The 16,919-nt window shown below is 47.5% G+C and carries 17 protein-coding genes, 2 tRNA genes, 1 rRNA gene, 1 pseudogene and 1 riboswitch; of the genes and pseudogenes, 7 read left to right on the top strand and 14 right to left on the bottom strand.

Annotation, left to right across the window (positions count from 1 at the left end; all coding sequences use genetic code 11):
• Positions 1-15: 15 nt before the first annotated feature.
• Positions 16-102: riboswitch (cyclic di-GMP riboswitch) on the bottom strand.
• Positions 103-352: 250 nt separating this feature from the next.
• Entirely contained in the window at positions 353-832 is a 480-nt protein-coding gene (gene tadA, locus MJB10_RS00155; RefSeq protein ID WP_314800331.1) for a tRNA adenosine(34) deaminase TadA, read from the top strand.
• 78 nt (positions 833-910) lie between these two features.
• Here the strand turns inward: tadA and MJB10_RS00150 are convergent, their stop codons facing one another.
• From MJB10_RS00150 to MJB10_RS26790, 3 genes and pseudogenes are all read right to left on the bottom strand, one after another.
• Positions 911-1,408: a DUF1648 domain-containing protein gene (locus tag MJB10_RS00150; RefSeq protein WP_314800329.1), complete on the bottom strand. Its 498-nt coding sequence runs from the start codon at positions 1,406-1,408 to the stop codon at positions 911-913.
• Between the two features lie 182 nt (positions 1,409-1,590).
• Positions 1,591-2,055 (bottom strand): hypothetical protein, encoded by a 465-nt coding sequence (locus MJB10_RS00145; RefSeq protein WP_314800327.1) that lies wholly within the window; start codon positions 2,053-2,055, stop codon positions 1,591-1,593.
• 66 nt (positions 2,056-2,121) lie between these two features.
• A pseudogene (locus MJB10_RS26790) lies at positions 2,122-2,775 on the bottom strand (hypothetical protein); the annotation flags it as partial.
• Between the two features lie 197 nt (positions 2,776-2,972).
• On the opposite strand from MJB10_RS26790, the gene MJB10_RS00135 reads away from it, so the two are divergent.
• The 6 genes from MJB10_RS00135 (at position 2,973) to MJB10_RS00110 (ending at position 7,778) form a co-directional block, all read left to right on the top strand.
• The gene (locus tag MJB10_RS00135) at positions 2,973-4,010 is read left to right on the top strand and encodes a YheC/YheD family endospore coat-associated protein (RefSeq protein WP_314800324.1); all 1,038 of its coding nucleotides are present in this window, start codon (positions 2,973-2,975) and stop codon (positions 4,008-4,010) included.
• An 81-nt stretch (positions 4,011-4,091) separates the two neighbouring features.
• Positions 4,092-4,165 (top strand) — tRNA-Arg (locus MJB10_RS00130).
• Between the two features lie 90 nt (positions 4,166-4,255).
• Positions 4,256-5,461 (top strand): MFS transporter, encoded by a 1,206-nt coding sequence (locus MJB10_RS00125; protein ID WP_314800322.1) that lies wholly within the window; start codon positions 4,256-4,258, stop codon positions 5,459-5,461.
• An 87-nt stretch (positions 5,462-5,548) separates the two neighbouring features.
• Positions 5,549-6,139, top strand: coding sequence for an RNA polymerase sigma factor (locus MJB10_RS00120; RefSeq protein ID WP_314805425.1), 591 nt, complete (start codon positions 5,549-5,551; stop codon positions 6,137-6,139).
• Positions 6,136-6,606 carry an anti-sigma factor gene (locus tag MJB10_RS00115; protein ID WP_314800320.1) on the top strand — a complete coding sequence of 157 codons (471 nt, stop codon included), beginning with the start codon at positions 6,136-6,138 and terminating at the stop codon, positions 6,604-6,606. Before MJB10_RS00120 ends, MJB10_RS00115 begins: the two co-directional genes overlap by 4 nt.
• Entirely contained in the window at positions 6,606-7,778 is a 1,173-nt protein-coding gene (locus MJB10_RS00110; RefSeq protein WP_314800319.1) for a hypothetical protein, read from the top strand. The genes MJB10_RS00115 and MJB10_RS00110 overlap by 1 nt, the downstream gene beginning before the upstream one ends.
• Before the next feature lie 554 nt (positions 7,779-8,332).
• Here the strand turns inward: MJB10_RS00110 and MJB10_RS00105 are convergent.
• From MJB10_RS00105 to rrf, 11 genes are all read right to left on the bottom strand, one after another.
• Positions 8,333-8,506: a small acid-soluble spore protein P gene (locus tag MJB10_RS00105; RefSeq protein ID WP_314800317.1), complete on the bottom strand. Its 174-nt coding sequence runs from the start codon at positions 8,504-8,506 to the stop codon at positions 8,333-8,335.
• Between the two features lie 22 nt (positions 8,507-8,528).
• Positions 8,529-8,678 carry a hypothetical protein gene (locus MJB10_RS00100; protein WP_314800314.1) on the bottom strand — a complete coding sequence of 50 codons (150 nt, stop codon included), beginning with the start codon at positions 8,676-8,678 and terminating at the stop codon, positions 8,529-8,531.
• 17 nt (positions 8,679-8,695) lie between these two features.
• Complete coding sequence (locus MJB10_RS00095; RefSeq protein WP_314800312.1) at positions 8,696-9,043, bottom strand: hypothetical protein; 348 nt, start codon at positions 9,041-9,043, stop codon at positions 8,696-8,698.
• Between the two features lie 157 nt (positions 9,044-9,200).
• Positions 9,201-9,285 (bottom strand) — tRNA-Ser (locus MJB10_RS00090).
• A gap of 84 nt (positions 9,286-9,369) precedes the next feature.
• Positions 9,370-10,650, bottom strand: coding sequence for a serine--tRNA ligase (gene serS / locus MJB10_RS00085; RefSeq protein ID WP_314800311.1), 1,281 nt, complete (start codon positions 10,648-10,650; stop codon positions 9,370-9,372).
• A 96-nt stretch (positions 10,651-10,746) separates the two neighbouring features.
• Positions 10,747-11,325 (bottom strand): pyridoxal 5'-phosphate synthase glutaminase subunit PdxT, encoded by a 579-nt coding sequence (gene pdxT, locus MJB10_RS00080; protein ID WP_314800309.1) that lies wholly within the window; start codon positions 11,323-11,325, stop codon positions 10,747-10,749.
• Positions 11,325-12,206, bottom strand: coding sequence for a pyridoxal 5'-phosphate synthase lyase subunit PdxS (gene pdxS / locus MJB10_RS00075; protein WP_314800308.1), 882 nt, complete (start codon positions 12,204-12,206; stop codon positions 11,325-11,327). Before pdxS ends, pdxT begins: the two co-directional genes overlap by 1 nt.
• A 121-nt stretch (positions 12,207-12,327) precedes the next feature.
• Positions 12,328-13,677 (bottom strand): D-alanyl-D-alanine carboxypeptidase family protein, encoded by a 1,350-nt coding sequence (locus MJB10_RS00070; RefSeq protein ID WP_314800305.1) that lies wholly within the window; start codon positions 13,675-13,677, stop codon positions 12,328-12,330.
• A 188-nt stretch (positions 13,678-13,865) separates the two neighbouring features.
• Positions 13,866-15,323 carry an IMP dehydrogenase gene (gene guaB / locus MJB10_RS00065; protein ID WP_314800303.1) on the bottom strand — a complete coding sequence of 486 codons (1,458 nt, stop codon included), beginning with the start codon at positions 15,321-15,323 and terminating at the stop codon, positions 13,866-13,868.
• Positions 15,324-15,484: 161 nt separating this feature from the next.
• The gene (locus MJB10_RS00060) at positions 15,485-16,696 is read right to left on the bottom strand and encodes a putative glycoside hydrolase (RefSeq protein ID WP_314800300.1); all 1,212 of its coding nucleotides are present in this window, start codon (positions 16,694-16,696) and stop codon (positions 15,485-15,487) included.
• A 104-nt stretch (positions 16,697-16,800) separates the two neighbouring features.
• Positions 16,801-16,917, bottom strand: a 5S ribosomal RNA gene (gene rrf / locus MJB10_RS00055).
• Positions 16,918-16,919 lie beyond the last annotated feature (2 nt).

The following is a 16,919-nucleotide window of genomic DNA, read 5'->3' as shown; positions in this document are numbered from 1 at the left end:
AGAAAAGCATCGATTTTCGGTAACCAGGCTGCCATAGTTCTGTAGAACTTTAGACCCTCAGCTTTGCGTCCTTGCTTTTCAGCAAGTTTGCCATTGTCGAACCCTGCTATGTTATTTATTACGGTCATTGTAGTATTATCGACCTACTCTATAGCCTCATTATACGGACCGTTGGAAGTTCTTTCAACTAAATTACTTGCATCCGCTATTTTTTTATTGTATGAATGTGTAGTGGAACGAATATCCACAAGTTTTTAAGTTATACACATTGTTATCCACAGGTTGTTAACAACGAATGCTTGTTCGATCTTTATGCACATGTGGATAAAATATTTTACGCGAGGTGTCCCCTGTGGATGAACATATAACTGAACATAGTCAGCATGAGCTGTGGATGAGAGAAGCCATCGGTGAGGCTTTGAAAGCTGAAGCGATCCGAGAAGTTCCTATCGGTGCCGTCGTCGTCCATCAAGGGCGCATCATTGGCCGCGGCTATAATTTGCGGGAAACGAAACTGGATCCGCTGGCGCATGCCGAGATGATTGCGATTAAGCAAGCCAGCGAGCACCTGCAGGCTTGGCGTCTCCTTGACTGCAAGCTCTACGTGACGCTGGAGCCTTGCCCGATGTGTGCTGGCGCCATTGTGCAAGCGCGCGTTCCGCAGGTCATCTACGGGACCGTCGATCCGAAGGCTGGCTGCGCGGGGACGTTGATGAACTTGCTGCAAGAGGACCGCTTCAACCATCGGGTCGATGTGGTCAGCGGCGTGCTGCAAGAGGAGTGTTCGACGATGTTGACGCAATTTTTCCGTAAACTGCGCGGAAAGGCTTAGATTGCGACGCCGTCTACAACAGAAAAAAGCTGTCCTAACGTAGATGCGTGCGTCTACTTCAGGGCAGCTTTTTTTCGCTCATTTCAACTTATACGAACGTACGATGAAGAAAATAATCGTGCCAAACAGCGTCAGCAGGATGATGCCCAAAATCCACAGATTGATGTCACCATTTCCCTCTTTGGCAATTCGAATCACGGACCATGTAATGAAGGCAAATAGGATCGTAATGACCGTTTTCAAACTAGTCATGAATAAACGACCATTCTCATACTGCTGCAGCGCATTATCCGCCGTGATCGGAAAAGGGTAGTTAAAGACATGCGGGACTCGACCCAGCAAGGTTAACCCGCTATACAGGATCAGGCTAATCATCGGCGGGAAGATGACACTCATTTTATTCCCCCACCTATTGATCTCCCCGCTCCCATTAAAATGCATAGGAATCCTTTCGGGTAAATCATGCCATTCGAATGCAATGTACACGATCATACTCACAATAGCTAAGAGTGAAATGGCGTCGAACACAGTCTCAAGTTTCGTTTTGGTCAATGGAAGGATCGGGCGATTATTCATCGCGGCACCTGCTTTCTGTGCACAATACTAAATTAGAATGAATGGTTATTCTATTCTTTATGTAGGATGTACATTCCTTGCCCGCCGAATGAAAACATTTCGCGTTAGCGAGGAGAAGTAAAACAAGAAGGATCTGCAACGACAGATCCTTCTCCATGCTCGATTGCGGCTATGCTATTTTATTATGGCGTATAAGATAGACTAGCGCTAAATGAGAGTTGAGTAATATCAGCTGCGGAGGGATCAGATGCTGCACGCGTCCTTATACGAATACCAATACGATCACCCGCTAGGACATTTAATGATAAGAGATTTATATTGGTTGCTGTATAGAAATTACCGGCAGTAAGGATATTACTATTCCCCCCAAAACTAAGTGAGCTAGTCAGCGAAGTTGTCAAGTAAGATGAAGAAAGATGACTAATGCCATTATTAGGAGCTGAAGGTGCTTTGAAAACTGTAAAATCATATATAAGTGGTGTCACATTTATAGAAGCCACTGAAGCAACCAATAAATCTGCACTTATTTGTAAATTTTGAACAGTTCCATTAAAGGGAATTGGGAAAGCAAAACCACCTGCTTCTGGTGGGCTAGTTGATTCTCCAGAACCATTAATAACTTCGACCGTGTGATTACCAAATCCCATTAAAATTGGAGCAGCAGATACTACTGTCGCACCACTGATGATGATACCCGTTGAAAATGGAATTAATCCCCCAGATCCTGCTGGCCCTGTTGCTCCAGTTGCTCCTGTTGGCCCTGTTGCTCCAGTTGCTCCCGCTGGTCCCGTTGATCCTGTTACTCCTGCTGGTCCTGCTGGTCCCGTTGATCCCGCTGCTCCCGTTGCTCCTGTTGCTCCTGCTGGTCCTGCTGGTCCCGTTGATCCTGTGGCTCCTGCTGGTCCCGTTGCTCCTGTTGGTCCCGGTGGACCGCCCGCTGGCCCCGTGGGTCCTGTGGCTCCCGTGGATCCTGTGGCTCCGGCTGTCCCCGCTGGCCCTGTAGCTCCCGCTGTACCCGTTGATCCTGTTGCCCCTGCTGGCCCTGTGGATCCCGTTGCTCCTGCTGGCCCTGTGGATCCCGTTGCTCCTGCTGGTCCCGTGGATCCTATGGCTCCTGCTGGCCCCGTGGGTCCTGTGGCTCCTGCTGGTCCTGGTGGACCCCCCGCTGGCCCAGTTGGTCCTGTGGATCCCGTGGATCCTGTAGATCCGGCTGTTCCCGTGGCCCCTTGCAGTCCTCGCGGTCCTGTCGCTCCTGTTACTCCTTGCAGTCCTCGCGGTCCTTCTGGACCCGTCGGCCCTGCTGCTCCATTTGGCCCTCGTGGTCCTTCTGGTCCTGGAGGGCCTGGAGGGCAATTACATTTTCCCATACTAATCTCATCTCCCTGTTATAAACGTATAACATCATATTAAAAGCCTAAAAAGATAGACACAGTATACGCCTACCATAAAGTGGAAAATGAACCCAAACTTAACAACTTTTAAGCCAGCTATGTGATTGTCCCCTACCAAGACGTCCGCGATTGCATTATATAATTTTAGGATCGATGACCAGGGAGTGATAGTAATGGACAAGCGCCCATTGATAGGAATTATGGTTAGTAATAGGCGAAGTAGAAAAAGAATTTTGGATCTTTGTCAGCGTTATCACAATCTAAACCTAAAACTTTTTGCCTTCACTCCAAGAGATATACTGTGGAAAAAGCAACGAATTATCGGACTTAGCTTAAAAAAGGACAAATGGACACAAAATTCGTTTCCTTTTCCGCATGTCGTCTACAACCGTTGTTACAACAAAAAACCAAACACCATTCAACGCCTTGAAGCAGTCATAGGCAGGAACAAGTGTTTTAACCATATTAATTTTTTTAATAAATGGGATCTCAATAAACGACTCGTACAATCAGAACTACAACCCTATGTACCGAACACATTTCTATACAAGGAAGTGGAAATCTCAAAACTATTAGAATCCTATAAACTTATTTTTATAAAGCCGATCTATGGAAATAAAGGAACGTCTGTATATCGAGTCGAACGAATGGATAATGACGATATACACATCTCATTGCACAGCTTAGCTCCAACATATATTTGCAGAAACAATGAAAGCATTGGGGAGAAATTGGATAATCTTCTTTGTCGAAAGACATACATGGTCCAGCAAGGGATTCCAATGCTTGGACTTGATCATCCGTATTTTGATATCCGGGTCCTTGTTCAAAAGGGGCTTATTGGGGAGTGGTCGATTTCCACTATAGTAAGCAGAGTTGCTCACAAACGATACTTTAACACAAGTATGTGTGAGTACATCTATGAGGCAGTAGAAGTTCTCCGCCAATTATTTTCGCTGGAACAAGTGAATGACATACTTCAATCTCTTCGCGATGTAAGTGTAAAAGCCGCACAAGAAGCAGAAATTCAAATGGGTTCACTGGGAGAATTGAGTGTGGATTTTGTCATTGACCAAGACAGTAAGTTATGGATTATTGAACTGAACGGTAAACCCCAAAAAAGTATATACAATGACATAAAGAGTTTTAAAGGAAAAAAACTGATATATAGTAGACCCTTGGAATATGCCTACTACCTCTCTCAATCATAACAAGTTGCCTTGCCGCAACAAATGCTACCATCCAAAATGATTGCGCCGCCAAAAGCTTCGTGCTATCATAATCCTTACTATGCGCCCGTAGCTCAGCAGGATAGAGCAACAGTTTCCTAAACTGTAGGTCGTACGTTCGAATCGTATCGGGCGCGTATTAGCTAGACCTAAATAAGAAATTGAAGGGATTACAACGTCAGGTTGGCAATCCCTTTCTTTGTTTTTTAGAAAGGAGCCACACCACAATGACAACTCGCCCTATTTCATCCTATCGAATCCCGTTATTCTGCGCTGTTACGCTGCTTTTCTGGATGTCGATGTACACTAGTGTTCCCATCATGGCGCCCTATGTAGAGTACCTTGGAGGCAGCCATCAAATGGCTGGCTGGATTGTCGGCATGTACGGCATTTCGCAGATGATGCTCCGCATCCCCGTTGGCATTATGTCGGATCGCTTTCACAAAAGACGGCTGTTCATCACCTTCGGCCTGCTGTTCACGGCCGTCACGGGACTCGGGCTGTGGTTTACCCACGATTTCACTTGGATATTAATTCTTCGCGCTCTCGCAGGCGCCGCAGCGGCGACATGGGTGGATTTCACGGTCCTCTTCACAAGCTATTACCAGCATGAAGAGTCAACAAAGGCGATCGGGACGATCTCCTTTTTCAACTCGTTCGGGCAAGTGCTGGGTATTCTGAGCGCAGGCTGGGCGGCAGATATGCTAGGCTGGGAATCGGTGTTCATTCTGGGCGCTGTGCTCGGCATACTCGGCATGATCGGCTCTTTCTTCCTCATTGAAAAAGTGGAAAAAGACGCGCCGAAAATTACGATGCGCGGCATCGCGAACGTGGCGACGGATCGCACGTTATTGTTCGTTTCACTGCTTGCGATTTTATCGCAGGTGCTGATCTTTGCAACGGTGTTTGGCTTCACGCCAGTCTATGCAACACAGCTCGGGGCGGATAAATTCGACCTCTCGCTGCTCTCCCTCTTCGCGAACGTCCCCGTTGCCTTCGCCTCCTTGTTCGGTGGACGACGCTGGGCGATCCGTTACGGGGAGAAGCGCATGGTCGTGGCGGGTTTCCTGCTGATGGGCGTGTTCACCTTCACGGTACCGTTCACCCATCACCTCTGGACTCTCATGATCACGCAAGCCCTGGCAGGCTTCGGACGCGGGCTTTCGTTCACCCTTCTCATGGGGATGAGCATTAAGCATATGCCTGCGGATAAGCGGGCGACGGCGATGGGATTTTTCCAGGCCATCTATGGTCTAGGGATGTTCATAGGCCCTGTATTCATGGGCATTATCGGCGACTATTTCTCGCTGAATCAAGGTTTTATTCTCCTTGGCGTTCTTGGCGTGACCAGCGCGTTGCTGTCCTATGTATTCGTACGGAGCTCAACAACCAAACGACCATTAGCATCAAACGGTTCTACGATAGCAAGATAAATAACAGGAGCGGTCCCACACGTAGATGACTCTACTTGCAGACGGCTCCTTTTTTTCGGGCTAGGTGCAGGGGTAGGCTAACCGAGCATCGTCTATTCATGCGGAGAGGAGGAGAAGCATATTGAGGAGATCACCCTAATTGATCGCATTCGCACAGGCGATGAGTCGGCGTTCCGTGAGCTTGTTACGATGCATCGGTCGTATATTTTTCAAACGATCTTTGCTGTCGTACGCCACAAAAAGGATGCCGAAGACTTATCCCAAGAGGTTTGGACCCGCATTTACTTCTCCCTCCCTCAGTATGAAGGAAAAGGATTCAAAACCTGGATTACCCGCATCGCGGTGAATCGCGCCATTGATTTTAAGCGCGCGTCCAGTCGGCGCAAGGAAGATTTCATCGCCGAGATCGAGGAGGCGGTGCCCATGACGGGAGCACCGCCGCTGGAGCAAGGCGTGGAGCATGAGATTTTGCTCAGGGAAACAACCGCGTTCGTCCGTGAGAAGCTGCACCAAATACCGCCAAATTATCAGGATGTGTTACAGGCCTATTATATCCATCACCAATCCTATCAAGATATCGCCCATGCCCAAGGCATTACGATTAAAACCGTGGAATCCAAGCTGTACCGAGCCAAGATGTGGGTACGAAATCACTGGAAGGAGGAGGAGTTTCGATGAAAATTGTTCATTATACCGAGCAGGACTGGTTGTTGTATGGGGAAGGACACTTGCTTCTAGAGCAGCAAAGCGAGATGGAGGACCACTTGTACCGCTGCGATGTATGCCTTGCCAGCTATATGACTTACGTAGAGCAATTGTCCTCACGCATGTGCCTGGATGTTGAACAGCCAGACGCTTATATGCTAAGCGTTCTGCAAAGGACGGTCGGCATGAAGCCTGCCTGGTACCGCTCTACCATGTTCCATTACGGCATAGCCGCGGCTGCGACGCTTATTCTGGTAGCCACAGGCTTTTTCCATGGCTTATCACAAGAATTAGGATCTGTCGGGGCATACAAGCCCGCTCCTCCTCTAGAAACGCCGTCGTCCCTTGAGGCTCAGGTTCCACTTTCCAATCATCTCGTGAACAAAACGCTTTCCTGGTTAGATACGCTACAAAACAAAGAAGGAGGCTTAGCACCTTGATGCCTGCAAAGACTAAAAGCAGTTTTTCCGCATTCCTACTGTCCTTTCTTCCAGGGATGGGTCACTTTTATATGAGACGTAAAGGCCGCGGTGCCTTTTATAGTCTCAGTTTTTTCGGCTTGTCATTCGTGCTTCTCATCGGTCTAATTATTACGGATGGTGATGATGACTTAGCCATTTTGCTGGTACCGATTGGCCTCATAGGGATCATCAATATGATCGATATGATTGTATTTTTAGTGAGTTTGCCTGGGCCGATCCCAGCTTACCCTCAGCCAAATCCAGGCTATTACGGGCCTTATCCACCGTCACAGCCAGAGCAGGAAATGACAGCATGGGAAACCTACGAGAGCATGGCGAAAAAACAGGAAAGATCGAAAGTACTGCTCCTATCTATTATCCCTGGTGTCGGCCATTATCGGCTTGGCCTGATGCAAAGAGGGTTAACCGCCATGGTCTCTTTCTTCGGAATCGCCATACTTATCTTCTTTATTACGATCTTGACGCATAACGATGGCTTTATCGTATTTCTACTCGTGCTGCCCGTGCTCTGGTTCTATATCTTGTTCGATGCCCTGAAACAGCTGGATCGCAAGCAAGCAGGTCTCGATCTCGTCGATCGCAGCATCCTAGAGGACTTCCATAAGGACGAGCATGGCCGCAAAAACCGGACACTTGCCACCATCATCGCCATTTTTCCTGGAGCCGCGCACCTCTATCTCTCAATGACCAAACGGGGCATTCAACTTATGGCGGTGTTCCTGTTTTCGGTGTATATTTTGGACGTGTTGAGACTGTCGCTGTTCTTCTTCTTGATTCCGATTTTATGGTTTTTCAGCTTCTTTGACGCCCTGCAAAGCATAACTAAGTATGAGAACGGCACGTTGATTGACAAACCGCTCGTCGAGAATTGGAAATCGTACCATCGCTCCATTGGTTTTCTTTTAATCCTGCTTGGCGGTTACTATATTTTCCGAGATGGTTTGATTCAATTTTTATATCAATTCCTGCCTCGCACGCGTAACTACATGTATTGGATCAACAATTTTACGCAAACCTTCATTGTGGCTATAATCTTGATCGGGGGCGGTATTCGATTGCTCATGCACCGTAAATCTAATCCTGTACCTCTACCTGTAAAGGAAATAGACATAGAAAAAAAGAACCCCTAAGGGTTCTTTTTTCGTCGGCATTGATGATATTTCCTTGAACCTTGTTACACTAAACCTAAGGTAAATCTGCGTATAAAACACGGTAAGTGTCTTTAGCACATCATCCTCCAGCCTGATTATAACAGGTAGAAAAGTCCTCTATGCAACGGTTGTTTCGCTTTCGCTGATTGCTCCAACGGAACCACACCTCTCTGCTTGCCGACAAATATAGTATGACCCGTTTGCCGTTTTTTAATCCTATTTTTATGAAAAAAATCACGAGCGATGAGATGAAAAAAAGAACCCCTAAGGGTTCTTTTTTCGTCGGCATTGATGATATTTCCTTGAACCTTGTTACACATAAACCTTAGGTAAATCTGCGTATAAAACACGGTAAGTGTCTTTAGCACATCATCCTCCAGCCTGATTATAACAGGTAGAAAAGTCCTCTATGCAACGGTTGTTTCGCTTTCGCTAATAGCTCCAACGGAACCACACCTCTCTGCTTGCCGACAAATATAGTATGGCTGGTTTACGATTTTTTAATCCTCTTTGTGAAAAAAATTTCGTTGTTGTTAGTCGCCGCCGTGCCCATGCCCCTCTGCCGCGTGTCCGCCGTGGTGATTCTGATTTTTCACTTTCTTCGAACCCGATAGCGGCTCCTGATTGCCGCCAGGATTATTTCGGTTTTTGACATTTCCGCTGTTCACAATATTATCGCCAGCCGAATATGATTTTGGTTTAGACATAGGTATTATCCTCCTCTACAAGCTAGTTCCCGTCGTGGTTCAGTGCATCCTGATGGCGATGGTCATTGACTTGTTGCTGCAGCTGTTGGGCATTATGGCTGTTTACTGAATTGCGATCCAAATCCTTAGCCACATTCTGCAAATTTTTATCTGGGCTTTTCTGCTTCGTCATGGTTTGTCCTCCTCTGGCTAAGCGTGTGTAACCTTCTGCAGGGCCTGTGCACACTCATGAATATGACGCACATAATCGTCGATCAACATCTGCACGATCTCGCCGCGTTCGTCGATATGCGTCGTTCCTTGCTGGACATCAATCAGCTCTACGTTCACTTCGCGGGAATCCACATAGGTGACCTTAAAATCGAACGAGTACCCCGTATGACCCGCCGCCTGGATGTGCACACGAATTGCGCTTAAATCGCCTTCATCGGCCCAGACTCTTGTCGTATCGGCAGGTTGCAGCACTGTCGGCATCACACGATTCCATTCATTTACGAGTTCAGTTTGATCTACGTTGGGTTTATCTGATTTGCTCATAGGTAACACCTCCACATGATTAAAATGCGAAAGCCACCCGTCTTTTATCCATGTCAAAAAACACCTGCGCTCATACCGCGCCAATAAATGAAAAACTAAAAAAGCCACACGATTCCGAAGAATCGCATGACTTTTTGGTTGGGTATTACCTTGGCTACGGAGAGGGTGGGATTCGAACCCACGGAGGCTTGCACCTCGGCGGTTTTCAAGACCGCTGCCTTAAACCACTCGACCACCTCTCCACGATAGGCGTCCCCGATTAGGGAGACGACCTTGTGCAGTGACAAAAAGCATTGTAGCACATAATCAGTACTCGATGCAAGTGCTTATTTTTTCGTGATTACTTTTACATTGTTCATGTAAGGAACAAGCACGTCTGGCACCACAATTGAGCCATCTGCTTGCTGGTAATTCTCAAGAATAGCTGCCACCGTACGGCCAAGCGCTAAGCCTGATCCATTCAGTGTATGTACGAATTCCGGCTTTGCTTTCGCATCCCGACGGAAGCGAATATTCGCTCTGCGAGCTTGGAAGTCCTCAAAGTTCGAACAGCTTGAAATTTCACGGTACGCACCACTGTTCGGCAGCCAGACTTCTAGATCATATGTTTTCGCTGATGTGAAGCCAATATCGCCTGTGCAGAGGGACAGCACACGGTAAGGCAGCTGCAACAGCTGTAGAACGCGCTCAGCATGCCCTGTAAGCTTCTCCAACTCCTCGTAGGAGTCTTCGGGCTTAACCAGCTTTACAAGCTCAATTTTGTTGAATTGGTGCTGTCTGATCAAACCGCGCGTATCGCGGCCAGCCGATCCTGCTTCCGAACGAAAACAAGCGCTGAACGCCACGAAATTCACAGGCAGTTGTTCAGCCGTCAGAATATCCTCACGATGGTAATTCGTGACAGGCACTTCCGCTGTCGGAATCAAGAAATATTCCGAGTTCTCCAGCTTAAACACATCTTCCTCAAATTTCGGAAGTTGTCCTGTGCCCGTTAAGCTGTCACGATTCACGATGTAAGGAGGGAGCATCTCTTCATAGCCATGCTCTTCACTGTGCAGGTCCATCATAAAGTTGATCAAAGCACGCTCTAGGCGAGCGCCTAGCCCTTTGTAGAACACGAAGCGCGATCCAGTGACCTTTGCCGCGGCTTCGAAATCCAAAATACCTAGGTCCTGTGCAACTTCCCAATGCGGCTTCACTTCAAAATTAAACTGCGGAATCTCGCCAACCCGGCGAACTTCCACATTCTCTTCCTCAGAGAGGCCCAAAGGGACGCTGGCATGCGGCATATTCGGGATCGATAGGAGCACCTGCTGCAAAGACTCGTCCAAGACGCGAATCTCGTCATCGAGCTCTTTGATGCGGTCTCCGACCACTTTCATTTCTTGAATCAATTCATCTGCATTTTCACCGGATCTTTTGCGCCCAGCCACTTCCTGGGAAACCGTATTGCGACGGTTTTTCAACTGCTCTGTTTCTTGCAGCAGTTCTCTGCGCTTCAAATCTAACTCTGTAAAACCGTTCAGCTCTTCGATCTGCTTGCCACGGTTTTGCATGGCAGCTTGTACAGCTGCTAAATCACTTCGAAGTAACTTGACATCAAACAAGGAGATTCCTCCGTTAGCGCAAAATGGTATGAATATGGAAGCAAGCACCCATTACCCAGCAAACCGCCAGATAACTTGAGGTGCTTGAACCGTGTATTAGGCTTGACTTTGCTTAATCATGTCTAAGAAATAACTATGCAGACGGAAATCATCGGTCAGCTCTGGATGGAACGACGCCGCAAGGAGATGCCCTTGCTGCGCGGCCACGATCTGGCCGTCATACGTCGCCAGCACATCTACCCCTGATCCCACTTTCTCAATGAGTGGGGCCCGAATGAAGACCGCGCGAACGTTCTCGTCAATGCCTTTGATCGGCAAGTCCGTCTCAAAGCTTTCGCGTTGACGACCGAACGCGTTGCGAGCCACCGTAATGTCCATCAGCCCAAGGTGAGCTTCTGGCTGCCCAGTGATCTCTTTCGCGATCACAATCAAACCCGCGCAGGTGCCGAAGATCGGCTTACCTGCCGCGGAGAAATCACGCAGCGCGTCGATGAAGCCATACGTCCGCATGAGCTTACCGATCGTCGTGCTTTCCCCGCCAGGAAGGATGATGCCATCCAGCTCAGCAAGCTGCTCCGTGCGTTTCACAACGACACCTTCTGCGCCTGCTTTTTCAATACCGCGGATATGCTCCGCTACCGCGCCTTGCAGCGCGAGAACCCCAATCTTCGTCATTACCAGCCGCGCTCCTGCATACGCTCAGAAGCCTGAAGCTTGGAAATTTCGATTCCCTTCATAGGGGTACCGAGGTTTTTGGAGATTTCAGCAATTAATTTATAGTCTGTGTAGTGTGTAACAGCTTCAACGATCGCTTTCGCGAATTTCTCTGGGTTGTCGGATTTGAAAATACCAGATCCAACGAATACACCATCAGAACCAAGGTGCATCATCAACGCTGCATCAGCAGGTGTAGCAACACCGCCAGCTGCGAAGTTAACAACAGGCAGTTTACCTGTTTGGTGAACTTGAAGCATCAACTCGTAAGGAGCGCCAAGCGTTTTGGCTTCGAACATCAATTCGTCCAAAGACATGCTTTGAACTTTACGGATTTGACCTTGAATCTGACGCATGTGACGTACCGCTTCAACAATGTTACCAGTTCCTGGCTCACCTTTCGTACGAAGCATGGACGCACCCTCACCAATACGGCGCAGCGCTTCACCGAGATCGCGGCAACCGCAGACGAACGGAACCGTGAATTCACGTTTGTTAATGTGGAATACTTCGTCCGCAGGCGTTAGTACTTCACTCTCATCGATATAGTCAACGCCAAGGGATTCAAGAACTCTAGCTTCAACGAAGTGTCCGATTCTTGCTTTCGCCATGACAGGGATGGAGACGACTTTCATTACTTCTTCTACAATCGTTGGGTCAGCCATGCGGGATACGCCGCCTGCTGCACGAATATCAGCGGGTACGCGCTCAAGCGCCATAACAGCGGATGCGCCTGCTGCTTCTGCGATTCTAGCTTGCTCAGCGTTCATGACATCCATGATCACGCCGCCTTTTTGCATTTCGGCCATACCAGTTTTAACACGGGAAGTTCCTGTTTCCATTCTTTATTTCCTCCTATAGCTTGTATGCCAATTTCGTTGCAGTTCCCTACACGATTCGATAATAAACTTCTAAACAGTAATTTTACATGAAGGAAGGGCAATATACAACCCATTTTCTGGCCTAAGAGCCGCCTTTGATTCCGTTAAACATATCGCTGAAGAAGTTTTTAATGGATCGGAACAGGAGTCGGATCCAGCTTGCTTTTTCAACATCGCCATCGGCAATCAGATCAACGGTTTTCTCTTGTCCATTGTAACTTACTTTCACTTTACCCAACGTGTCGCCTTTCGCAATCGGAGCTACGAGCTTACTTTCTTCAACAGCTTCTGCCTTAATGACGAAATCAGAGTCTTTCGCACCTTTTCTAGCAACAAAAGTTAGACCTGTTTTGGTCACGAGCGGTACTTCCATTTGTACACCTTTCTTAATGTTCACACTTTTCAAGGAATCTATCGGTTGTTTCGCATTTAAGAAAGGCTTCATCTCGAAATTATTAAACCCATAATCAAGCAACTTCCGTGTTTCATTGAAACGTTCAGGCTCTGTTTTAGTCCCCATAACGACAGTAATAATACGCATACCATTGCGTTCTGCCGTTCCTGTGAAGCAATAGCCTGCATCATCCGTTGAGCCTGTTTTCAAGCCATCTAGACCTTGGTAGGCATACTTTTTGAAATTCGTATTCGTCGCATTCCCCTCCAGCATCCAGTTCCAGTTGATCATCGGGGATTTATCTGTCGGTCTCAGCTTCAGAGAAGGAATTTTCGTAAATTCAAGAATTTCTTTATGGTCCTTCAAAATGTTATAAGCAAGGATTGCCGCATCGCGCGCCGTCATCTTCGTCTCACCGTCAATCGAGGCTGGCGGATTTTTGAGATCAGCGCGTGAAAGACCTGTCGCACTAATGAAATGCGCCTTATCGGACATACCCAGCTGCTTCGCCTTTTCATTCATCATTTTCGCAAAATTCTCTTCCGTACCACCTAACAGTTCAGCAAAAGCAACTGAAGCGTCGTTAGCGGAATAGATGGACATCGCATTAAACATATCCTTGAATGTCAGTGTTTCATTTTCAGCAATTAACTGGCCTGAGCCAATGACGTCTGCTGCGTTCTTACTAGCCGTTACAGGTGAGTCCCATTTGAACTTTCCTTCCTTGATGCTCTCCATAGCCAAATACTCCGTCATCATCTTCGCCATACTGGCTGGCGGAAATGCTTCGTCGGCATTCATTTGATAAAGAACGGCTCCTGTACTCGCTTCCATAATGATCGCAGATTTCGCTAAGGGTTGTGGTTCATTGTTCGCAGGTGTCGGCTTAGTTGCCGTAGCAGCAGGCGTCGGTGACGCTGCTGGTTTCTTATCATCTGCCGCGTAGGTTGGCTGTATATGTAAAAGTAAGGATTGAGCAATTAAGCTAACACCTAACAATAAAGCAACCTTTTTCTTTGTAAAACGTAACAATCTCACGGTCTCACTCTCCCTAAATGATGTTCATGCTCGTTATATTGTAACACACCCCATTAGACGAAATAAACGACTGCGCTGTTCATCTAGAAAGAGTCTGGTTACCAAGAAATATATGCCATATTTCAAAAAAAAAGAAAACGTGGGTCTGGCGCCCACGCCCTCAATTTTCGTCCGTATCGTGTCGACTATTATAGCGAATAGTTCGGTGCTTCCTTCGTAATTTGGATATCGTGCGGATGGCTTTCTTTCAAACCAGCGCCCGTGATGCGAATGAACTGTGTATCATGGATCAGCGACTGAATGTTCCGCGCACCGCAATAACCCATGCCTGAACGAAGTCCGCCTACCAGTTGGTATACTGTATCGGCCAATGGCCCTTTATACGCCACACGACCCTCGATGCCCTCAGGAACAAGCTTGCTCTCGTTTTCTTGGAAATACCGGTCCTTGCTGCCTTCCTTCATAGCGCCTAAGGAGCCCATACCGCGGTATACCTTGAACTTCCGTCCTTGGAAAATCTCAGACTCACCCGGACTCTCATCCGTTCCCGCAAATAGACTGCCGATCATCACCGCACTAGCACCCGCCGCGATCGCTTTAACCACATCGCCGGAGTACTTAATACCGCCATCGGCGATAATTGGAACGCCAAACTCTGCAGCTGCCTGCGCGCAATCATAAATCGCGGTAACCTGCGGTACACCGATCCCTGCGATGACACGCGTTGTACAGATCGAACCAGGGCCGATCCCTACTTTCACCATGGAAGCCCCAGCTTTAATCAAGTCACGCGTACCATCACCAGTTGCCACATTGCCCGCAATGATTGGCAGCTCAGGATATTGTGCTCTCAACTTCTTTACTGTCTCTGCGATATTGATGTGATGCCCGTGCGCCGAATCTACCACAATGACATCAATACCAGCCTTAACAAGCGCTGCCGCTCTCTCTAGCACATCTTTGGAAACACCAACAGCTGCACCGACAAGCAAGCGACCTTGCGCATCCTTCGCTGAGTTAGGGAATTGGATCGCTTTCTCGATATCTTTAATCGTAATTAGCCCTTTGAGACCAAAGTTCTCGTCCACCAAAGGTAATTTCTCAATTTTATGCTTCTGAAGGATGCCTTCCGCTTGCTGAAGCGTTGTCCCTACTGGCGCGGTAACAAGCCCTTCCTGGGTCATCACTTCTTTAATTTTAATGGAATAATCATGAACAAAACGCAAATCACGGTTCGTCAAAATCCCAACCAATCGGTTCTCGCCATTCACAATCGGCACACCTGAAATGCGGTATTTCGCCATCAGCTCTTCCGCATCATATACGTGATGCTCTGGTGTTAAGGAGAAGGGGTTCGTAATAACGCCACTTTCCGATCTCTTCACACGGTCAACATGCTCGGCTTGCAGCTCAATCGGCATATTCTTATGAATAATCCCGATTCCGCCTTCTCTAGCCATCGCAATCGCCAGCGCAGACTCCGTCACCGTATCCATCGCCGAGCTAATGAATGGGATATTTAATTTCACACCTGGTGCGAGAACCGTTGAAACGTCGATCTCCTTACCGAAAACTTCTGACTTCCTCGGCACCAACAACACATCATCAAACGTTAAGCCTTCCTTACCAAACTTATCATCCCTCACCGTGTACCATATCCTCCTTAAAGCCCTCTATCTATCTTAAGAAAGCTTGATTCTTCTAACTCCATGACTTGTATGATTGCAATCTTAACAAAAGCCTATTTTTGATGTCAAGGAAAAGGACTGGCACACGACATCCCCTCCCTGCGAATAAGTCAATTCGGTTAACGATAAGAGTACGTACTGCTCGGATTCCACAAAAGGAACTGCTCAACTCCTAATTCCCTAGCAGCTTTAATTTGTTCCTTCACATCAATCACACCATACTTTTTATGTGGCTTCACCCATGTCGCAGTAAAATCCTGATACCATGGCCGAATTTGAGCAATTGCTTGGCCCGACAGCTGAAGCTGCCGATTCTTCCCGTTAGCGTCCTGAATAGCTTTATGGATGATAGCATAAGGCTGCAAATCTGGATATTTGACCCCATAGATCCCCGTTGTATAATGAGATGGATACAGCATCGGAGATATATAATTCACTTGTTTACTGATCATGCCCCAATCTTGACCGATCCCCATATCGTCGGGTAACGACGTTGTGAGGCCGAATACATCTGCCGATATATCTGCTCTCCCCCCTATTCCTTCCCTTGCCTTCTGTAAAAACGCCGCGATATCCTGCGCCTTCGTCATCTTCTGAGGATTATCGAATTGAACCTCCTGGTCGACCTTCTTCCCATTCTCAGGAAACCTCACATAATCAAACTGAACCTCATCAAATCCCAGACTCGCTACTTCCTTGGCAATTTCAATATTATAATCCCATACATCCTTCTTAAAAGGGTCTACCCAAACGATCCCCTTAGCATCCTTCCATATGCCTCCGTTTCGGCTTTTCATTGCATAAGCAGGCTTCTTCTTGCTTAAATAGGGATCCTTAAACACCACCAGCCTTGCTATGGTATAAATGTGTTTCCCCTTCAATCGTTGTAATTTTGCTTTCATATCTTGTATAATCACGTGGCTATTCGCCCCGATCTCATTAACCAAAGGTACCGCAGAGGGGTAGGTCACCTGACCAGAATCGTTCTTCACATCGATCACCATCGTGTTCAAATCGGTACGATCGACGAGATCAATCAGTTGCTCAAACTTACTTCCTACGGAGGACCATGCAGACACATAAATGCCTTTCACAATCGGTCTTTCCTTTTTCTGAAAAGGCGGCGGCGCCGCGACAGCAACTGGTATCTTTTTAGATTCCTGTTTGGCGACATGGGCTGGCCCGATACTGCCTACATTGCTCAAGGCATGTAGGGGATTCGTATCATCCCTGGCTTCTTCGATCTTCGCGGAGCAACCATTAACCATCAGCGTTACTAACGAACAAAGACATACCTTGTTGAACCATCTCATGCTGCTTTTTATCTTCATCGTCATCCCTCCTCTTAGGATTAGTATGGTTGAAAAAGCAACAACGTACAGATACGAAAAAAAGAGTCTTTCTGGTTTTTTTTCCAGAAAGACTCTTACTGTGTGCTTGGCAACGTTCTACTCTCCCAGAACCCTGCGGTTCAAGTACCATCGACGCTGGAAGGCTTAACGGTCGTGTTCGAGATGGGAACGCGTGGATCCCTTCCGCCATCATCACCAAACA

Origin of the sequence: Paenibacillus sp. MBLB1832 (assembly GCF_032271945.1) — a bacterium.
GTDB classification, from domain to species: Bacteria; Bacillota; Bacilli; order Paenibacillales; family NBRC-103111; genus Paenibacillus_E; species Paenibacillus_E roseopurpureus.
Note: the sequence above shows the minus strand (reverse complement) of the source record. Positions and strands in the feature narration are given on the sequence as shown.

Excerpts from the sequence above, each read along its gene's own strand:
- MJB10_RS00150 (WP_314800329.1), bottom strand. The coding sequence starts at position 1,408 with ATGAATAATCGCCCGATCCTTCCATTGACCAAAACGAAACTTGAGACT.
- MJB10_RS00145 (WP_314800327.1), bottom strand. The coding sequence starts at position 2,055 with ATGGGATTTGGTAATCACACGGTCGAAGTTATTAATGGTTCTGGAGAA.
- MJB10_RS00135 (WP_314800324.1), top strand. The coding sequence starts at position 2,973 with ATGGACAAGCGCCCATTGATAGGAATTATGGTTAGTAATAGGCGAAGT.
- MJB10_RS00125 (WP_314800322.1), top strand. The coding sequence starts at position 4,256 with ATGACAACTCGCCCTATTTCATCCTATCGAATCCCGTTATTCTGCGCT.
- MJB10_RS00115 (WP_314800320.1), top strand. The coding sequence starts at position 6,136 with ATGAAAATTGTTCATTATACCGAGCAGGACTGGTTGTTGTATGGGGAA.
- MJB10_RS00110 (WP_314800319.1), top strand. The coding sequence starts at position 6,606 with ATGCCTGCAAAGACTAAAAGCAGTTTTTCCGCATTCCTACTGTCCTTT.
- MJB10_RS00105 (WP_314800317.1), bottom strand. The coding sequence starts at position 8,506 with ATGTCTAAACCAAAATCATATTCGGCTGGCGATAATATTGTGAACAGC.
- MJB10_RS00100 (WP_314800314.1), bottom strand. The coding sequence starts at position 8,678 with ATGACGAAGCAGAAAAGCCCAGATAAAAATTTGCAGAATGTGGCTAAG.
- MJB10_RS00095 (WP_314800312.1), bottom strand. The coding sequence starts at position 9,043 with ATGAGCAAATCAGATAAACCCAACGTAGATCAAACTGAACTCGTAAAT.
- pdxT (WP_314800309.1), bottom strand. The coding sequence starts at position 11,325 with ATGACGAAGATTGGGGTTCTCGCGCTGCAAGGCGCGGTAGCGGAGCAT.
- pdxS (WP_314800308.1), bottom strand. The coding sequence starts at position 12,206 with ATGGAAACAGGAACTTCCCGTGTTAAAACTGGTATGGCCGAAATGCAA.
- MJB10_RS00060 (WP_314800300.1), bottom strand. The coding sequence starts at position 16,696 with ATGAAGATAAAAAGCAGCATGAGATGGTTCAACAAGGTATGTCTTTGT.